17 protein-coding genes are annotated in these 17,305 nt (G+C 46.8%); 14 read left to right on the top strand and 3 right to left on the bottom strand.

Translation table 11 applies throughout. The annotated features are described in order from the left end of the window. Nucleotides 1-336: 336 nt before the first annotated feature. The 14 genes from GT360_RS10985 (at nucleotide 337) to pgpA (ending at nucleotide 12,795) form a co-directional block, all read left to right on the top strand. Nucleotides 337-1,626, top strand: a complete 1,290-nt coding sequence (locus tag GT360_RS10985; protein WP_164648910.1) for an NCS2 family permease — start codon at nucleotides 337-339, stop codon at nucleotides 1,624-1,626. Nucleotides 1,627-1,653: 27 nt separating this feature from the next. Continuing rightward, entirely contained in the window at nucleotides 1,654-2,118 is a 465-nt protein-coding gene (gene gpt / locus GT360_RS10980; RefSeq protein ID WP_164648909.1) for a xanthine phosphoribosyltransferase, read from the top strand. A 150-nt stretch (nucleotides 2,119-2,268) separates the two neighbouring features. Further along, complete coding sequence (gene frsA, locus GT360_RS10975) at nucleotides 2,269-3,558, top strand: esterase FrsA (protein WP_164648908.1); 1,290 nt, start codon at nucleotides 2,269-2,271, stop codon at nucleotides 3,556-3,558. Nucleotides 3,559-3,642: 84 nt separating this feature from the next. Continuing rightward, complete coding sequence (gene crl / locus GT360_RS10970) at nucleotides 3,643-4,029, top strand: sigma factor-binding protein Crl (RefSeq protein WP_164648907.1); 387 nt, start codon at nucleotides 3,643-3,645, stop codon at nucleotides 4,027-4,029. A 122-nt stretch (nucleotides 4,030-4,151) separates the two neighbouring features. Then, the gene (proB, locus tag GT360_RS10965; RefSeq protein WP_164648906.1) at nucleotides 4,152-5,291 is read left to right on the top strand and encodes a glutamate 5-kinase; all 1,140 of its coding nucleotides are present in this window, start codon (nucleotides 4,152-4,154) and stop codon (nucleotides 5,289-5,291) included. A 17-nt stretch (nucleotides 5,292-5,308) separates the two neighbouring features. Continuing rightward, nucleotides 5,309-6,559 (top strand): glutamate-5-semialdehyde dehydrogenase, encoded by a 1,251-nt coding sequence (locus GT360_RS10960; protein ID WP_164648905.1) that lies wholly within the window; start codon nucleotides 5,309-5,311, stop codon nucleotides 6,557-6,559. 109 nt (nucleotides 6,560-6,668) lie between these two features. After that, on the top strand, nucleotides 6,669-7,118 hold the full coding sequence (gene nrdR / locus GT360_RS10955; protein WP_164648904.1) for a transcriptional regulator NrdR: 450 nt from the start codon (nucleotides 6,669-6,671) through the stop codon (nucleotides 7,116-7,118). A 12-nt stretch (nucleotides 7,119-7,130) separates the two neighbouring features. Further along, complete coding sequence (gene ribD, locus GT360_RS10950; RefSeq protein ID WP_164648903.1) at nucleotides 7,131-8,225, top strand: bifunctional diaminohydroxyphosphoribosylaminopyrimidine deaminase/5-amino-6-(5-phosphoribosylamino)uracil reductase RibD; 1,095 nt, start codon at nucleotides 7,131-7,133, stop codon at nucleotides 8,223-8,225. 12 nt (nucleotides 8,226-8,237) lie between these two features. After that, nucleotides 8,238-8,891, top strand: a complete 654-nt coding sequence (locus tag GT360_RS10945) for a riboflavin synthase (RefSeq protein ID WP_164648902.1) — start codon at nucleotides 8,238-8,240, stop codon at nucleotides 8,889-8,891. 39 nt (nucleotides 8,892-8,930) lie between these two features. Continuing rightward, nucleotides 8,931-10,040 (top strand): bifunctional 3,4-dihydroxy-2-butanone-4-phosphate synthase/GTP cyclohydrolase II, encoded by a 1,110-nt coding sequence (gene ribBA / locus GT360_RS10940; RefSeq protein ID WP_164648901.1) that lies wholly within the window; start codon nucleotides 8,931-8,933, stop codon nucleotides 10,038-10,040. Between the two features lie 173 nt (nucleotides 10,041-10,213). Continuing rightward, complete coding sequence (ribH, locus tag GT360_RS10935) at nucleotides 10,214-10,684, top strand: 6,7-dimethyl-8-ribityllumazine synthase (protein WP_053408902.1); 471 nt, start codon at nucleotides 10,214-10,216, stop codon at nucleotides 10,682-10,684. Further along, nucleotides 10,684-11,154: a transcription antitermination factor NusB gene (nusB, locus tag GT360_RS10930; protein ID WP_164648900.1), complete on the top strand. Its 471-nt coding sequence runs from the start codon at nucleotides 10,684-10,686 to the stop codon at nucleotides 11,152-11,154. The genes ribH and nusB overlap by 1 nt, the downstream gene beginning before the upstream one ends. Before the next feature lie 166 nt (nucleotides 11,155-11,320). After that, a complete protein-coding gene (gene thiL, locus GT360_RS10925) occupies nucleotides 11,321-12,292 on the top strand; it encodes a thiamine-phosphate kinase (protein WP_164648899.1) in 972 nt (323 codons plus the stop codon). Then, the gene (pgpA, locus tag GT360_RS10920) at nucleotides 12,292-12,795 is read left to right on the top strand and encodes a phosphatidylglycerophosphatase A (RefSeq protein WP_164648898.1); all 504 of its coding nucleotides are present in this window, start codon (nucleotides 12,292-12,294) and stop codon (nucleotides 12,793-12,795) included. Before thiL ends, pgpA begins: the two co-directional genes overlap by 1 nt. A 78-nt stretch (nucleotides 12,796-12,873) precedes the next feature. Here the strand turns inward: pgpA and GT360_RS10915 are convergent, their stop codons facing one another. The 3 genes from GT360_RS10915 to map all read right to left on the bottom strand — a co-directional run bounded on the left by GT360_RS10915 (nucleotide 12,874) and on the right by map (nucleotide 17,029). Beyond that, complete coding sequence (locus tag GT360_RS10915; RefSeq protein ID WP_164648897.1) at nucleotides 12,874-13,257, bottom strand: DUF3461 family protein; 384 nt, start codon at nucleotides 13,255-13,257, stop codon at nucleotides 12,874-12,876. Between the two features lie 161 nt (nucleotides 13,258-13,418). Beyond that, nucleotides 13,419-16,043 carry a bifunctional uridylyltransferase/uridylyl-removing protein GlnD gene (gene glnD, locus GT360_RS10910; protein ID WP_164648896.1) on the bottom strand — a complete coding sequence of 875 codons (2,625 nt, stop codon included), beginning with the start codon at nucleotides 16,041-16,043 and terminating at the stop codon, nucleotides 13,419-13,421. A 107-nt stretch (nucleotides 16,044-16,150) separates the two neighbouring features. After that, on the bottom strand, nucleotides 16,151-17,029 hold the full coding sequence (gene map / locus GT360_RS10905) for a type I methionyl aminopeptidase (RefSeq protein WP_164648895.1): 879 nt from the start codon (nucleotides 17,027-17,029) through the stop codon (nucleotides 16,151-16,153). Nucleotides 17,030-17,305 lie beyond the last annotated feature (276 nt).

The following is a 17,305-nucleotide window of genomic DNA, read 5'->3' as shown; positions in this document are numbered from 1 at the left end:
ATCTCCAATAGTTATATTTTTTATATGTGCGCCAATTTTCATTTCAATCTGCCAAATTCACTAATGTAATCCATTTCATACTCAAAAATGAGAATGAAAGATTACAACATGGTGCATTTTTTATTCGTTAATTTTTTAGCTATGCATTTGTTTAAGGTACTGAATTTAATGAGTTAAATTCAATTATTATTGTCTGAGTTATTCTATTTGTATTTGTAAATTTAATTTTTCTTAATTCTTATGACTTATGTCAGTGGAATTTGCAATTTGATAACTTTATAATCTCGACCAATCGTTTACGCAACCGTTTACTTTTTCCGCAAAAGGATTAATAAAATGCTCGAAAGGCTATTTAAACTCAGTGAAAATGGGACCAACGTACGCACTGAGATCATTGCAGGTATCACTACATTCCTGACAATGGCGTACATCATCTTCGTTAACCCAGCTATCTTGGCAGATGCGGGTATGGATCGCGGCGCGGTCTTTGTCGCAACCTGTTTGGCGGCCGCTATCGGCTGTTTCATCATGGGTTTTGTTGCAAACTACCCAATCGCACAGGCGCCGGGTATGGGTTTGAACGCCTTCTTTACTTATGCTGTCGTGCTAGGTATGGGTTACACATGGCAAGTGGCTTTGGCTGCCGTATTTGTCTCGGGTATCTTATTTATTCTTTTGAGCGTGTTCAAAGTTCGTGAATGGATCATTAACTCGATCCCACTTGCTTTGCGTACCGGTATTTCTGCCGGTATTGGTCTTTTCCTAGCGTTTATCGCTCTAAAGAATGCCGGTATCGTTGTAGATAACCCAGCCACATTGGTTCAGTTGGGTGACATTACTTCTCTGCAAGCGGTATTGGCAGCGTTTGGTTTCTTCCTCACTATCGCTCTTGTTCACCATGGCTACAAAGGCGCGGTGATGATGGCGATTCTAGCGGTAACCGCACTAGGTCTTATCTTTGGTGATGTGCAGTGGGGCGGTATTATGTCGACGCCACCAAGCCTAGCGCCAACCTTCATGCAGCTTGATTTCTCAGCTGTGTTTGAAGTGGGTATGATTTCAGTGGTTTTCGCTTTCTTGTTTGTCGACCTATTTGACACAGCAGGTACGCTTGTTGGCGTTTCTCAAAAGGCGAACCTAATGGACAAAGATGGCAAGATTCCTCGCCTGAACCGTGCGCTATTGGCTGACTCTACTGCCACATCTGTAGGTGCGATGCTTGGTACGTCAAACACCACTTCTTATATCGAAAGTGCCGCTGGTGTTGCCGCGGGTGGACGTACTGGTTTGACAGCGGTTGTTGTCGGTGTTTTGTTCCTTCTAGCACTGTTCTTTTCGCCTTTAGCTGGTATGATTCCGGCATACGCGACAGCTGGCGCACTGTTCTATGTTGCTATTCTTATGATGTCTGGTTTGGTGAGCATTGACTGGCGCGACCTGACTGAAGCAGCACCTGTTGTTGTTACTTGCTTGCTGATGCCTCTAACATTCTCAATTGCAGAAGGTATCACGCTAGGCTTTATTTCATACGCTGCGATCAAAACGATGAGTGGCAAGGGCCGTGACGTTTCTATTAGCGTTTGGGTTATGTCTGCTATCTTCGTTGTGAAATACATCGTAGGTTAATACCACAGTAAAAATTAGGTTTGAATAATGAGCAATAAATTCATCATCACTTGGGATAACATGCAGAACTACTGCCGTCAGCTAGCTGAAAAACAGATGCCAGCAGAGCAGTGGAAAGGCATTATCGGCGTTAGCCGTGGCGGTCTTGTTCCAGCGGCTATCCTAGCTCGTGAACTGGGTATTCGTTACGTAGATACAGTATGTATCTCAAGCTATGACCATGACCACCAACGTGACATGAGCGTACTAAAAGCACCTGAGCATGATGGTGAAGGTTTCCTAATTGTTGATGATCTCGTAGATAGCGGTGACACTGCACGTAAAATTCGTGAAATGTACCCTAAAGCGAAACTGATCACGGTGTGTGCAAAGCCAGCGGGTGTTGATCTAGTGGATGAGTACATCGTTGATATTCCACAAGATACTTGGATTGAGCAACCATGGGATATGACAATCCAATACATCGAGCCAATCAACCGTAAGCACAAGTAATTACTTGCAACACGTTTGATTCTGTCTCGTTGACAGTGAACAACGTCCTGTGTTGATACAGATCGAAACGAAGCTCCTGCCAAACGCAGGAGCTTTTTTTTTATGGAGGTTGTACTATTGAGGGAGTTAATTAATGGGTACTCCTTGATTATGACCAAAGATACACAACCTTCACCTGCACCGCAGGACAAGCCAAAAGAAGAGGAATCAAAGAACCTCTCTGAAAAACTATTTACCACTAACAAGCAAGCGAAGGAGACCTCTGCACTCACTCATTATTTGCCTTCAGACCAAGAGTGGTTGGATGAGCGTCATGTATCAGAAAATAGCGGATGGTATCGTGGCCTGCGTCGGATGCAGTGGATCTGGCAAGGCGTCGATCCGGTAGATCAAGAGGAAGTCTTAGCAAAAATTGCGGGCTCTGAACACGCACGTAAGCATGATTATTGGTTGGATACCGTGATGGGTTATCGTCCCGGGAACTGGGCCTATGAGTGGACGAAACTTGGCGCACGTTATCAAAAAGAGGCTACGGAGCTTGAGGGAGAGCAACAAGCTGACAAGTTCTTCTCCGCTTCTTTGTGCTACTCCGTTGCGGGTTATCCTCATTTGAAAAATGACAACTTGGCGATTCAAGCACAAGTGCTCGCGAACACAGCCTACGATGAGGGAGCAAAAGCGACCAGTAGCCATGTTAGGACGATTCAAATTCCGTTCAAAAATCGCCATTTCACCGCGCGCTTGCACGTACCTCACACCCAGCATCCATTCCCCGTTGTGATAGTGAGTGCCGGACTTGATTCACTGCAAACGGACATGTGGCGTCTCTATCGCGACTATTTGAAACCTCGCGGAATAGGGATGATTTCAGTGGATATGCCCTCTATCGGAGCATGCAGCCATTGGACACTGAATGAAGACAGTTCAGAACTTCACCAAGCCGTGCTCAATGAGCTACCTAACCTTCCTTGGGTGTCACACAACCGTGTGGGTGTACTGGGGTTCCGTTTTGGTGGTAATGCCATGGTTCGTCTGTCGTTCTTAGAGCAAGACAAGATTTCTGCATGTGTTGCGATTGGTGCACCCATCCACAAAGTACTCTCTTCTGCCGATAGCATTAAGAGTATGCCAAAGATGTATCTCGATATGCTTGCTTCACGCTTAGGCAAAACCATGGTAGATGTTTCATCGCTGAGTTACTTCATGATGAAGTGGTCGCTAAAAGTGCAAGGTATTATCAATACCCGCCGCACAAAAGTGCCTATTTTGGCGATGAGTTTAGAGAATGACCCAATATGTCCAGAGTCAGATAATCAGCTGGTTGCCATGTATAGTCTGGGTGGTAAAGCGAAAAAGATAAAATCTGACAATATTTCACAAGGATATGAGCAATCCCTCGAATTGGCGATAAAATGGATGGAAAGTGAACTGCTAAGGTGACTTTGTGATTAAAATGTTGAATGATAGTTAAGTGACAATGCGTTACAAACTACATATAACAAAAAGAGACAAAGGAGTGTCGTTATGTCAGAAATGACAAAAAGCCCGACTCACTACCGTTTACTCGCAACGTTCAAAGCTATTGGCCCCTACTTGAGAGAGCAGGAGTGCACCAAAGAGCGCTTTATGTTTGATTGTCTAGCATCTTGTGTTGATGACTCTAAGTCACCAGAGGAGCGCGAGTTTTGGGGGTGGTGGTTGACGTTGGCTACAGTAGACGGTGGTTTTGTTGCAAAGTATCACAAAGGTCGCTACACGCTAGCCGGAACCTGGAGCGAAGAACCGATTACTGCAAAAGCTCAGGAAGAGGTGGTTAAAACGCAAGTGAAGTTCCATGAGAAGCTACTTGCCGCGCTGCAACCTTTTGAGTTGGAAGTCACGATAGACCAAGAATCCCAAGAATTTGTATAGAATTCGCGGTTGAAGTAAATGAAAAAGGTGCCATTGGCACCTTTTTCTTGTTTATTGGTGGATTGATTGTTAAAACAGTGAATCTTTCGTTTTTCAATCATGATTCACTTGAATTAAACAGTATGATATCTACTCAGCAGCAAGACACTGCGTCGCAAAAGCAGACAATCGTCGTTAAATTGGGTACCAGTGTCCTCACCGGGGGCACACAGGCGCTAGATCGCGCCCATATGGTAGAGTTGGTTCGTCAATGTGCACAGTTAAAACAACAGGGTCATCAGGTTGTTTTAGTCTCTTCTGGTGCTATTGCCGCAGGTCGTGAACACCTCAATTACCCCACACTCCCCAATGCAATGGCCAGCAAGCAGTTGCTTGCCGCTGTAGGTCAAAGCCAGTTGATTCAAACTTGGGAGGCGTTGTTCTCCATCTATGGCATCAAAATCGGCCAGATGCTTCTTACCCGTGCTGACCTTGAAGATCGTGAGCGCTTTTTGAATGCGCGTGACACTATTCATGCTTTGGTTGAGAACGGTATTGTACCGGTTGTTAATGAGAACGACGCGGTGGCGACCACAGAAATTAAAGTCGGTGACAACGATAACCTCTCTGCGCTGGTGGGTATCTTGTGCAGTGCAGACAAATTGCTACTGTTGACGGATCAAAAGGGGCTATTTACTGCGGATCCTCGCAAAGACCCAAATGCCGAGCTCATTAAAGAAGTTAAAACCATTGATGATACCCTGCGCAAAATCGCGGGTGGCAGCGGAACGAACCTAGGTACGGGGGGCATGGCAACCAAGCTCCAAGCCGCCGATGTTGCTCGCAGAGCAGGCATTGAGGTGATTATTGCCGCAGGTAGCGCACCAAATGTGGTTTTTGATTCACTCAGTGATAACCCGCAAGGGACTCGCTTCTTGCCGTGCGAAGAGGCGCTAGAGAATCGCAAGCGCTGGATACTAGCAGGCCCTTCAATTACTGGTGATATCGTCGTTGACCGAGGCGCAGTTAACGCCCTCAACAAGAGTGGCAGCAGTTTGTTAGCAAAAGGCGTGACAAGCGTAAAAGGCACATTTTCTCGTGGTGATGTTGCTCGTGTGATCAGTACACATGGTGAGTTGATTGCCAAAGGTATCGTGAGTTATTCGAGCCAAGATCTGGGCAAGATCATTGGTCAACACAGTAAAGATTTCATTTCTATTCTTGGTTACGACTACGGTGCGGAAGTGATTCACCGTGATGACTTAGTGCTCATTCAAGAATAATGACAAAGGATTTAAGTATGGATTTAACACTAATGGGACAAGCGGCCAAAGACGCGGCTTTCCACTTGGCTACAGCATCAACCGCACAAAAAAATCGCGCCCTAGCTTTGATTGCGGATGAGCTAGAAGCCAATGAAGTAACCATTCTTGCGGCAAACGCAAAAGACATCGAACTGGGGCGTGAAGCGGGTTTGACTGAAGCTTTGCTTGACCGTTTATTACTGACATCAGAGCGTTTATCGGGTATTGCCAATGATGTACGCAACGTAATCGGTTTGAATGATCCTGTCGGCAGCGAAATTGATAGTAAAGTTCTAGAAAATGGCATGTCTCTATCGCGCCGGCGCGTGCCTCTGGGCGTTGTCGGTGTGATCTATGAAGCTCGCCCAAATGTGACGATTGATATTGCAGCCCTGTGTCTAAAAACGGGTAACGCCAGCATTTTGCGTGGGGGTAAAGAGACCTTCTTCTCTAACATGGAGTTGGTCAAAATCATTCAATCGGCACTAGCAAAGGCAGAGCTGCCAGCAGCGTCAGTGCAGTATATTGAAAAGCCAGATCGAGAATTGGTGTCTCAACTGCTTAAACTCGACGAGTATGTGGATATGATTATCCCGCGTGGTGGTGCGGGCTTGCACAAGATGTGTAAAGAGAACAGCACCATCCCTGTCATTATCGGCGGGTTTGGTATTAGCCATATTTTTGTCGACGACAGCGCTGATATTGAAAAGTCACTGGTGGTGATTGAAAACTCTAAGGTACAACGACCATCGGCATGTAACTCGTTAGATACGCTGTTGGTTCATAAAGATGTAGCAACGCAACTGTTACCTAAATTGGCGCAGCAACTTTCTGAACGCGTCGCCTTTGTTGCCGATGGTTCGGTTGGTGAACTACTGGATGACGCAAAAGAGGTTCGCGCGGCAAAAGAGGGTGATTTTGATACAGAATGGCTCAGCTACACCTTGGGTGTTCGCGTGGTGAAAGACGTACGTGAAGCCATTGATCATATGCGTGAGCACAATGCGAGTCACTCAGATGCGATCATGACGAATAGCTTGCAAAACGCAGAACTCTTTATTAACTCTGTTGGCTCGGCGGCCGTTTATGTTAACGCCTCTACGCGTTTTACTGATGGCGCACAGTTTGGTCTTGGTGCTGAGGTGGCTGTTTCTACACAGAAGTTACACGCTCGCGGGCCAATGGGCTTAGAAGAGTTAACCAGCTACAAATGGGTTGGTAAAGCGGATTACTTAGCACGCAGCTAATATCACAATCTCTTACTAATCAGCATGAAAAAAGGGACGTTCATCGTCCCTTTTCCTTTTATTCAAAGCCCTTAATCCGCTACACTAGTCCGATTGATTTGGAGGTGATATGCATTGTCCTTTTTGTTCTGAAAACGATACCAAGGTAATTGATTCTCGACTTGTTGCAGATGGCCATCAAGTTCGTCGTCGTCGTCAATGCTTGGCGTGTAGTGAGCGTTTTACGACATTTGAAACGGCAGAGCTGGTGATGCCAAAAGTCATAAAGTCGAATGGAAATCGTGAGCCATTTAACGAGGATAAGATGGTTGGTGGCTTACAGCGTGCGCTGGAAAAACGCCCGGTAAGTGCCGACTCAGTTGAGCTTGCGATCAGTTTGATTAAGTCAAAATTGCGAGCAACCGGTGAGCGTGAAGTGCCCAGTGACATGATTGGTAACTTGGTGATGGAGCAACTAAAAGAGCTCGATAAGGTGGCTTATATTCGCTTTGCCTCCGTGTATAGAAGTTTTGAAGATATTAGAGAATTTGGCGAAGAGATCGCGAAATTAGAAAACTAGGGAGCGAGCGGGATGAATCCGTTTACGTCACTGGACTACGACATGATGAATCGCGCCATCAAGCTGGCTTGGCGCGGTCGATACACGACGGCCCCAAACCCTAATGTGGGCTGTGTGATTACTCGTGAGGGTCATATTGTTGGTGAAGGCTATCATCAACGCGCGGGTGAACCGCACGCTGAAGTTCACGCACTGCGCATGGCAGGGGAAAAAGCGCGAGGTGCCACGGCCTATGTCACATTAGAGCCTTGCTCTCACTATGGGCGCACACCTCCTTGTGCCAAGGGGCTCATCGAAGCTGGCGTTGCAAAAGTGATCTGCGCTATGCAAGACCCGAATCCACAAGTGGCTGGACGTGGTATTAATATGCTTCGCGAAGCCGGTATTGAGGTCGAGGTGGGGCTACTAGAGCAAGACGCACAGGCATTGAACCCTGCTTTCCTTAAACGGATGCGTACCGGTATGCCTTTCGTTCAGCTCAAAATGGCGGCAAGTTTAGATGGTCAAACCGCTTTGGCTAATGGCGAAAGCCAATGGATTACCTCTCCAGCCGCGCGTCGCGACGTTCAGAATTTTCGTGCGCTTTCAGGGGCGGTGCTCTCGACAAGCCAAACGGTCATTGCAGATAACGCCTCGCTGAATGTACGTCCAGACGAGTTATGCGCTGACGCGTTAAGCACAATCAAACCTCAACCCCTTCGTCAGCCACTGCGAGTGATACTCGACCGTCAAAAATCACTGACCTCAGACCTCAAGCTATTCGATACTCAAGGCGAGGTTTTGGTTCTCACGGATGAAGAGCAGTCGCTGATCAGCGAGCAACGCTTTGACATTCACTCCCTTTGCCAGTATCTAGCCGAAAATCACAATATCAACCATATTTGGGTTGAAGCGGGTTCAACCTTAGCAAGTGCTTTTATTCAGGCTCACGTTGTCGATGAGCTAATTGTCTATTTAGCACCTAAGATTATGGGGAGCGATGGGCAAGGTTTGTTTGGTGCCTTAGGGTTGCAGCACATGAGCGAAGCCTACGAGCTCGATTTTAAAGATGTGCGCCTAGTGGGGCCGGATATTCGTATCATCGCACAGCCAAAATTAAAGAATTAAGAAGTCAATTTCATGTTTACAGGAATTATCGAAGCTGTTGGTACGCTGACAGCGATTGAACAAAAAGGCCAAGACATCAGCATTACTGTCGGTGTTGGCAAGCTTGACATGTCTGATGTAAAGCTCGGTGATAGCATTGCGACAAACGGTGTTTGCTTGACCGTGACCCATTACACTCAGAGCTCTTACAGCGCAGACCTGTCAGTTGAGACACTGAATAAAACCGGATTTGTAGACTACCAGGTCGGTGGCAAGGTGAACCTAGAGAAGGCGATGTTACCAACGACACGTTTTGGCGGACACATTGTCTCTGGTCACGTTGATGGTGTTGGTGAGATCATTGAACGCTCTCCATCTGGCCGAGCGATTGACCTATGGGTGGCCATGCCAACTGAAATCGAAAAGTATGTCGCTGAAAAAGGCTCAATCACGGTGGATGGTATCAGCCTAACAGTGAATGATGTGCGTGATAATGCCTTTAAACTCACGATTATCCCACATACGTCAGACGAAACCACGATTGAAGAGTTTCAAGTCGGCCGCAAAGTGAACCTTGAAGTGGATGTACTGGCAAGGTACATGGAACGTCTAATGAATAAACAAGCCGCAGAAGAGCCAAAATCACGTCTGACGATGGAATTTTTGCAGCAAAATGGCTTCGCTTAATCAAGCCAATAATAACCGAAGAACAAAAAGGTAAAGAAGATGCCAATTAGTACGCCTCAAGAAATTATCGAAGATATTCGCCTGGGTAAGATGGTTATCCTGATGGATGACGAAGACCGAGAGAATGAAGGTGACTTGATTATGGCGGCGGAGCATATCACGCCAGAGTCCATCAACTTCATGGCGACACATGGTCGTGGTTTGATTTGTCTGACGATGACAAAAGAGCGCTGTGAGAGCCTTGGTCTTCCGCCAATGGTGCAAGACAATAATGCGCAGTACACCACGAACTTTACTGTGTCGATAGAAGCGGCAGAGGGAGTGACCACGGGTATCTCAGCCGCCGACCGTGCTCGTACAGTGCAAGCTGCGGTCGCTCCTAATGCAAAGGCTGCAGACTTGGTACAACCAGGTCATATCTTCCCTTTGGCTGCACAAGAAGGCGGTGTACTGACTCGCGCGGGTCACACCGAAGCAGGCTGTGATCTAGCCCGACTCGCTGGTTGTGAGCCGGCGTCGGTTATCGTTGAGATCCTCAACGACGACGGCACCATGGCACGTCGCCCTGACCTTGAAGTGTTTGCTGAAAAGCACGGTATCAAGTTAGGTACGATTGCTGATCTGATTGAATACCGTAACAACACAGAAACCACGATTGAACGTGTTGCAAGTTGTCATTTGCCAACCGAGTTCGGTGATTTTGAACTGGTGACTTACCGCGACACTATCGATAACGAAGTGCACTATGCAATGTGTAAAGGTGACTTAACGGCAGAGCCGCCGTTAGTACGTGTTCACTTGCAAGACATCTTCACCGACCTATTGCACAGTGACCGCAATGCTGAGCGTAGCTGGACACTAGACAAAGCCATGGAACGCATCGGTAAAGAGGGCGGTGTATTGATTGTGTTAGGTCATGAAGAATCAACGGATCTTTTGATTCATCGAGTGAAGATGTTTGAAGCACAAGACAAAGGTGAAGCCCCAATGCTGGCGAAGAAGCAAGGCACGTCACGCCGTGTTGGTGTGGGTTCACAAATTCTGGCGGACTTAGGTGTGCATGATATGCGTCTTCTTTCGTCGACCAATAAGAAGTATCACGCGCTTGGCGGTTTTGGTTTGAACGTCGTTGAGTACGTTTGCGAATAATATAAAATCGTTGGCTGGTTAAGCGCTGTACAACTAATGTTAGTAGTATCGGGCGTTTATCCGTCAACACTGAATTAGTACTGGTCGGATTCGATTTTCCATTAGATATGTGTCACAAAATTGTGATAGAATCCGGCGATTCTCACTTGATGAATGTAGTTAAAGGAAGGCTTATGAAAGTGATCGAGGGTGGTTTCCCAGCTCCAAATGCAAAAATTGCGATCGTTATTTCTCGTTTTAACAGCTTTATTAACGAAAGCTTACTGTCTGGTGCTATCGACACTTTAAAGCGTCATGGACAAGTTAGTGAAGAGAACATTACCGTTGTTCGTTGTCCTGGTGCAGTTGAACTACCATTGGTAGCTCAGCGCGTTGCGAAAACAGGCAAGTTCGATGCGATTGTTTCTCTTGGTACTGTGATCCGTGGTGGTACACCACACTTTGACTACGTTTGCAGTGAATGTAACAAAGGTCTAGCTCAAGTATCTCTAGAGTACAGCCTGCCAGTGGCATTTGGCGTACTGACTGTAGATACTATCGACCAAGCCATTGAGCGCGCGGGAACCAAGGCGGGTAATAAAGGTGCAGAGGCTGCACTAAGCGCACTTGAAATGATTAACGTTCTTTCAGAAATCGATTCCTAATGGGGGCCAGTGTGAAACCAGCCGCACGTCGTAATGCACGTCAATTTGCTCTACAAGCAATTTATTCTTGGCAAATTACAAAAGAAAATGTTGCTAACATTGAAGAGCAATTCTTATCAGGTGGTAAATACGAAGAAGAGGAGCACCACGCCTCTGAACCAGCACTGTCTGCACCTGAAACTGACGTGGCGTACTTCCGTGATCTTTTGACTGGTGTCGTACTGAGTCACAACGAGTTGGACAGTAAGATTCGTCCTTACACATCACGTCCAATGCAAGATCTAGACAAAATGGAACTTGCGCTGCTTCGTCTAGCAATGTACGAAATGACACGTCGTGAAGATGTGCCATTCAAAGTTGTTATCAACGAAGCGATCGAACTTGCAAAAGCGTTTGGCTCGGAAGACAGCCATAAGTTTGTAAACGGTGTTCTTGATAAAGCAGCACCGCACGTTCGTAAGAAAAAGTAATTACGAATTGTCTCAGAATCTCTGAGTCATTAGTTTGAAAAGGTCAGTGTGTTCACTGGCCTTTTTTGTTATCTAGCGAACATCTATTCACGATAACAGGTTTCGAGATTTGCTTGAGCTCGCTACAATGGCGGCTTATTCAAGCATGGCTAGGGAAGTAATCTCCATGACGGGTGAATTTAACCTAATCAATAAATACTTCGTCGATCGTCAGTCACAGCGCAAAGATGTGTTGCTCGCCGCTGGGGACGATTGTGCGCTGGTGGAAATGCCAGAGAATGTCTCGATTGCAATCAGTACTGATACGCTTGTCGCGGGAACTCACTTTCTTGCCGATGCTCCGGCAGCATGGGTTGCACATAAGGCTCTCGCTTCTAACCTGAGCGACCTTGCGGCGATGGGGGCAACACCTGCGTGGGTATCATTGGCTTTAACCATGCCAGAGCCTGACGAATCGTGGCTAAAACCCTTTTGTGATGCTTTCTTTGAACTGGCTGATTACTTTGGCGTTCAGCTCATCGGTGGTGATACAACCAAAGGCCCTTTGAGCATTACCTTGACCGTTCAAGGGTTCGTACCAAAAGAGAGAGCGTTGCGCCGCAATGGCGCCAAAATAGGCGATTGGGTGTACGTCACAGGAGAGCTGGGTGACAGTAAAGCTGGGCTGGACGTTGTGTTAGATTCCCAGTGTCAAAGTAAACCTTATGCGGATGAACTTCTCCACCGTCACTTTCATGCAACACCTAGGGTGTTGGTTGGGCAGGCAATGCTGCCGTATGCGAGCTCGGCGATTGATATATCGGACGGTTTGATTTCTGATGTGCAACACATATTAAAAGCGTCGCAAGTGGGTGTTTCTCTAGATGTCGATGCGCTTCCTCTATCGAAAGAGCTGATTCAGTTTGTCGACGATAAGCGTATGGCACAACAGTATGCATTAACTAGTGGCGAAGAGTATGAGCTCTGCTTTACCGTACCGGAAGAGCACAAAGGCGTGGTGGATACAGCCACCGCACACTGCGGTGTGCAAGTGACCTGTATTGGTCAGATCCGCCCACAAGAGCAGTTTGAGTTACACGCCAGTGGTGAGCTATTAGATTGGCCTATCTCTGGTTACGATCATTTCAAGGAAACCTAATGACAAACCCAAAACAACTTCTTTCTATGCGTAATCCTTGGCACCTACTCGCGACAGGTTTTGGTAGCGGTCTATCACCGATCGTGCCAGGAACAATGGGTACAGTGGCCGCCATTCCTTTCTATCTCGTTCTGGTACAGCTACCTATCTGGTTATATGTATTCGCAGTGATTGCCTCGTGTATTGTTGGTATCACCATCTGCCAAAAAACGTCTGACGACATGGGGGTGCATGACCATGGCTCTATCGTTTGGGATGAGTTTGCCGGCTTTTGGATTACGATGTTCGTGGTTCCACTATTGGCGATTTCACCGTTTGACTGGAAATGGCTCGGTGCAGGCTTCGTGCTGTTTCGCTTTTTCGATATGGTGAAGCCGTGGCCAATTGGCTGGTTAGATAAGCGCGTCCATGGCGGTTTAGGGATTATGATTGATGATATTGTGGCAGGGATCATGTCAGCGGTGGCTTTGGTCGCTGTGGGGCATTTCGCTGGTTGGATGTAGTCTGGTAACAGAGTTCGAAAGACAGAATACAGAATACTGAGTTTAGTATTCTGTATTCTCATTTAAATGATATCGCTGCTATTTTAGCTTTTCTAGATCGGCTTCAATTTCTGCAATTTTGCTTGAAACCACTTTCTCTAAATGACGTAAGTCACTCAAAATCTTCTTCTTCACATCCACTTCACCCGCTGGTGCAGGTTTCGTGATTTTGTTCAGCTCATCGATGACTAGGGTAAGATTACGATTAATCTCGGTCACTTCTTTGTATTGATGACTGCTGCTATCCACCAACACATGCTTTACTTGGCGTGGATATTTGAACTTGACGCTTTTTGCGAACAGCTCGCCTTTTTGCTTACGGAAATAGATTTTTAGTACGTCTTTGTGCGCCTCTTGGCGTAAAGAGTAGCGTTCAATTTGTTTTGGATCTTGGATACCTAAACCGGTGAGGTTTGGAAACATAACGGACCTCTCTGTGACTGATCGATTCTTCCACACGCTACAGCAATGTAAACGAGCGTGAAATAATTGTTATAGCTTTCACTGTAACAGTAGAAGTGGGTACGCGATAGGGTGTACCCACATCAAATGGAGAATATCCAACAAGTTGTGCACGAGATCGCTTATTCTGGAATCAGCTCTTTCACTCGTGCTTTCAGGCTATCGGACAGTTGTTGTTCCTGCTCTTCATCGAGTTTGCCGCCATTTGGGCCAGTGACAATAAAGAAGTCTTCAGCACGCTCACCAATGGTGGTGATTTTGGCAGCGTGAATATTGACGTTATGCTCAGCAAAAGTCGCACCCACCTTGGCCAGTAGCCCTGGGGTATCGAGCGCCACAAACTCAATAAAGGTGTGTTTCTTACTCTTGGTGGGCAAGAAATCAACTCGGGTTTTAACTTTAAAGTGTTTAAGGTTCCTTGGCGCGCGCCTTGTCTTGATTTTGGTCGGGCGGCCATCGGTAAGCACATGGGTAATATGCTTAATGACTGCTTTGTGACGGCTCTCATCAATCGGCTCCCCATGTTGGTCGAGCACCATAAAGGTATCGAGGACAAAGCCATCTTTACTCACCATCACCTGTGCATCATGGACGTTAAAGTTACGTCTATCGAGTTCAGCAACCACAGTCGCAAATAGCGCGGTTTGGTCTTTGCTGTATACGAAGACCTCAGTGCCGCCACGGGTTGGTTTCTTGCTGATTAAGACCAGTGGGTGTTCAGGGTTCTCGTGTTTGAGCAAGTGGCTACCATGCCATGCAATCTGCTTATGCGTATGGCGAAGGAAGTAATCTGCTTTAAATCGTTGCCACAACACTTCGATCTCACGCGCAGTAAAGCCCTCTTTACGCAAGATAGCAGACGCTAGGTGTTGGTTATGGCGAATACGATCCCGCACGTCCACAGGATTTTCTAAACCTCGGCGCAGCGCTCTTTGAGTTGAATAAAACAGCTCTGCCAGCAGAGTGCGCTTCCAACTGTTCCATAGTTCTGGGTTGGTGGCACAGATATCCGCTACGGTTAAACAAACTAGGTACTCGAGGTACTCTTCGTCACGGACTTTTTTGGCAAACTCGGTGATCACTTCGGGATCATAGATATCACGGCGTTGGGCAGTCACCGACATCAGTAGGTGATTCTGTACCAGCCAAGAGACCAGCTTTGACTCTGGTTTAGATAACCCATGCTCAATACAGAAGTCATAGGCTTCAATGGCGCCAATCTCAGAGTGGTCGCCGCCACGCCCTTTGCCGATATCATGAAAAACAGCAGCGATGATCAGTAGCTCTTTTTTCTGGATTCTTGGGAATACTTCACAACATATCGGGTGCTTATCGCGGTTTTTCGCATAGCTAAAGCCGTTAATGTGCTTCAGCAAGCGAATACTGTGCTCATCTACCGTATAAACGTGGAACAGGTCGAACTGCATTTGGCCGACAATTTGACTCCATTGTGGCAAGTAGGCCGATAGCACGCCAAGCTTGTGCATCAAGCTGAAGGCCTTATGCAATGAGTTCGGATGACGACACAGTGACATGAACTTTTCACGAGCTTCAGGCATTTGATGCAAAAACTTGTTGAGTCGTCGTCTTGCTGTGCGAAGCTGACGCATTGTCGCTGGCGCGACACCCTCAATGGTTGAATCATTGGCGATATGAATGAACATATCGAGGATAGTGTCTGGCCTTGCTTGGAATAGGGCAGGTTTACGCGCCTCGATCAATTTCCCGCGGCGCTGAAAGTCATCACTTAATACGATAGCGTCTTGGACCACCCCGTTGTTGAGAATCGCTTGGTCGAAGATCTTTAATAGCATTTTGTTGAGTTCAGCCACTCGACGCAAGGTGCGATAGAACTCTTTCATCATCATTTCAACGCCACGGTTACCTTCACCCACGTAGCCAAGGTGCTCGGCAACATTGGCTTGATGCGCAAAGGTCAAACGATTGTCATAGCGGCGAAGGTCAATATGCAGGGCAAATCGTACTCGCCATAAAAAGTCCTGACATTCAACCAGCTCGCGGTATTCCGCATCCGTTAGAAAGCCGTGACGGCTCATCTCGAGGAGTGAGGTGGCGCCAAAGTGGCGTCGAGCGACCCAACTTAGTGTGTGAATATCACGCAGACCGCCAGGGGTGGATTTGATATCAGGCTCAAGGTTGTAAGTCGTGTCATGGTAGCGAGCATGGCGCTCTTTCTGCTCCTCGACTTTGGCTTGGTAGAAGACATCACTTGGCCAAAAGTCCTCTGAGTCAATTTCATTTTGAAGAAGTGAAAACGTTTCTTGGCAGCCACAAAGCAGACGAGCTTCTTGAAGGTTGGTCGCAACCGTCAGGTCATCTTTCGCAATATCGGCACACTGCTTGACCGTGCGCACCGCATGTCCGACTTCCAAACGCAGGTCCCAAAGCAGAGTAATAAATTCACTGACTTTTGCTTCCAAGTGTTCAGGCAGTGTGAGCTTTGACACGATCAGAATATCAATGTCAGACAATGGGTGTAGCTCACCACGCCCGTAACCGCCAACGGCGACAAGTGCGATGTGAGGAAGGGTGTGGAAGTCGTAGTGTTGCCACAGGCGCTCGAGCAACTTATCCATGTAGTGTGAGCGGCCGAGTACAAGGTCGGTAACAGGCTGATGTTCAAGAAACTGCTCTTTTTGGCAATCAGCAAACTGTTCGAGTTGGTCTTTCAAGACTGAAATTGAGATCTGTTGATCTTCTAATGTAATAGGTGATTGAAAAGACATAAGCGCATTCCGTGCAAGCTAAGATAACTTACTCTATCAAAAGCTTGAGGTTGATGTAGATAAAAAAATATCCCCATGAAGGGGATATTTTATAGAAGGAGAAGGTTTTACGCGTTCTTCATTAAGCGAGGAATGGTGTCGTCTGAACGCAGAGTCAGGACTTCACAACCGTCTTTTGTAACCACAATGGTGTGTTCCCATTGAGCAGAGTTCTTGCCATCGCCTGTGTAAACCGTCCAGTCATCTTCAGCATCAACACTACAGCCAAATTTACCGGCATTGATCATCGGCTCAATCGTGAAACACATACCTTCTTTCAGTACGCGGCGGTCGGCATTTTTGTAATGCACAACTTGCGGCTCTTCATGGAACTCGTTACCGATACCGTGACCACAGAAGTCTTTAACAATAGAGAACTTGTTACGTGGGTTCTTCTTATTGTTCTCTTTAATGTACTTCTCAATTGCAGTGCCAATATCGCCTACAGTTGCACCAGGTTTTACTTTGCGCATACCGATGTAGAGTGCTTCTTGAGCGACCATGCATAGGCGCTTATCGGCTGGAGACACGTCACCAACCAGGAACATTTTAGAGGTGTCACCGTGGTAACCTGCTGGGCGAGTGCTTAGGTCGGCATTTTCGTCGTCAGGAATAATCACGGTGATATCAACGTTAATGATGTCACCGCTTTTAAGTACAGCGGGCTTGATTTGGCCATTGCTGCCTTTCTCATCTTGTGATGCTGGAATGCCGTGGCATACGATGTGGTTGATCGATGTACAGATAGATTTCGGGAAACCGTGATAATCCAGCGGCGCAGAATAAGCGCCACGCTCTAGAGCGTAATCGTGACAAATCTGGTTCAGTTCTTCTGTCGTCACACCTTCTTTGATGTGCGGCTCGATCATTTCAAGAATATCAGCGGCTAGCTTACCCGCTATGCGCATACGTTCGATTTCTTGTTCAGTTTTGATTTTGATTGACATAGATCTTTCTCAATAGACTGCGTTAGCAGGATGGTTTCTGCTGCGTATACTAACAGGATAACCCAAATGGTGTAAGTGAGAAGAGAACTCATTTCCTTACACACCTCAGTTAGAGGGCGAAAATCATTTTTTACTAGCTTTTATACGCAAAAATATGGTATAAAGCGCGCCGGAATCATCACTGATGTCTTCACTAAGTGGCGATGCTTTGAGAGATTCTACACACATTTATTATTTCACACACATTCCGACACATGTTCCGGGGTGCCCACCATT

It is taken from the genome of Vibrio astriarenae (assembly GCF_010587385.1).
Classification (GTDB): Bacteria; Pseudomonadota; Gammaproteobacteria; order Enterobacterales; family Vibrionaceae; genus Vibrio; species Vibrio astriarenae.
The sequence above is the reverse complement of the archived record's forward strand: the minus strand, read 5'-3'. Positions and strand labels throughout refer to the sequence as shown.

Excerpts from the sequence above, each read along its gene's own strand:
- GT360_RS10985 (WP_164648910.1), top strand. The coding sequence starts at position 337 with ATGCTCGAAAGGCTATTTAAACTCAGTGAAAATGGGACCAACGTACGC.
- gpt (WP_164648909.1), top strand. The coding sequence starts at position 1,654 with ATGAGCAATAAATTCATCATCACTTGGGATAACATGCAGAACTACTGC.
- frsA (WP_164648908.1), top strand. The coding sequence starts at position 2,269 with ATGACCAAAGATACACAACCTTCACCTGCACCGCAGGACAAGCCAAAA.
- crl (WP_164648907.1), top strand. The coding sequence starts at position 3,643 with ATGTCAGAAATGACAAAAAGCCCGACTCACTACCGTTTACTCGCAACG.
- proB (WP_164648906.1), top strand. The coding sequence starts at position 4,152 with ATGATATCTACTCAGCAGCAAGACACTGCGTCGCAAAAGCAGACAATC.
- GT360_RS10960 (WP_164648905.1), top strand. The coding sequence starts at position 5,309 with ATGGATTTAACACTAATGGGACAAGCGGCCAAAGACGCGGCTTTCCAC.
- nrdR (WP_164648904.1), top strand. The coding sequence starts at position 6,669 with ATGCATTGTCCTTTTTGTTCTGAAAACGATACCAAGGTAATTGATTCT.
- ribD (WP_164648903.1), top strand. The coding sequence starts at position 7,131 with ATGAATCCGTTTACGTCACTGGACTACGACATGATGAATCGCGCCATC.
- GT360_RS10945 (WP_164648902.1), top strand. The coding sequence starts at position 8,238 with ATGTTTACAGGAATTATCGAAGCTGTTGGTACGCTGACAGCGATTGAA.
- ribBA (WP_164648901.1), top strand. The coding sequence starts at position 8,931 with ATGCCAATTAGTACGCCTCAAGAAATTATCGAAGATATTCGCCTGGGT.
- ribH (WP_053408902.1), top strand. The coding sequence starts at position 10,214 with ATGAAAGTGATCGAGGGTGGTTTCCCAGCTCCAAATGCAAAAATTGCG.
- nusB (WP_164648900.1), top strand. The coding sequence starts at position 10,684 with ATGGGGGCCAGTGTGAAACCAGCCGCACGTCGTAATGCACGTCAATTT.
- thiL (WP_164648899.1), top strand. The coding sequence starts at position 11,321 with ATGACGGGTGAATTTAACCTAATCAATAAATACTTCGTCGATCGTCAG.
- pgpA (WP_164648898.1), top strand. The coding sequence starts at position 12,292 with ATGACAAACCCAAAACAACTTCTTTCTATGCGTAATCCTTGGCACCTA.
- GT360_RS10915 (WP_164648897.1), bottom strand. The coding sequence starts at position 13,257 with ATGTTTCCAAACCTCACCGGTTTAGGTATCCAAGATCCAAAACAAATT.
- glnD (WP_164648896.1), bottom strand. The coding sequence starts at position 16,043 with ATGTCTTTTCAATCACCTATTACATTAGAAGATCAACAGATCTCAATT.
- map (WP_164648895.1), bottom strand. The coding sequence starts at position 17,029 with ATGTCAATCAAAATCAAAACTGAACAAGAAATCGAACGTATGCGCATA.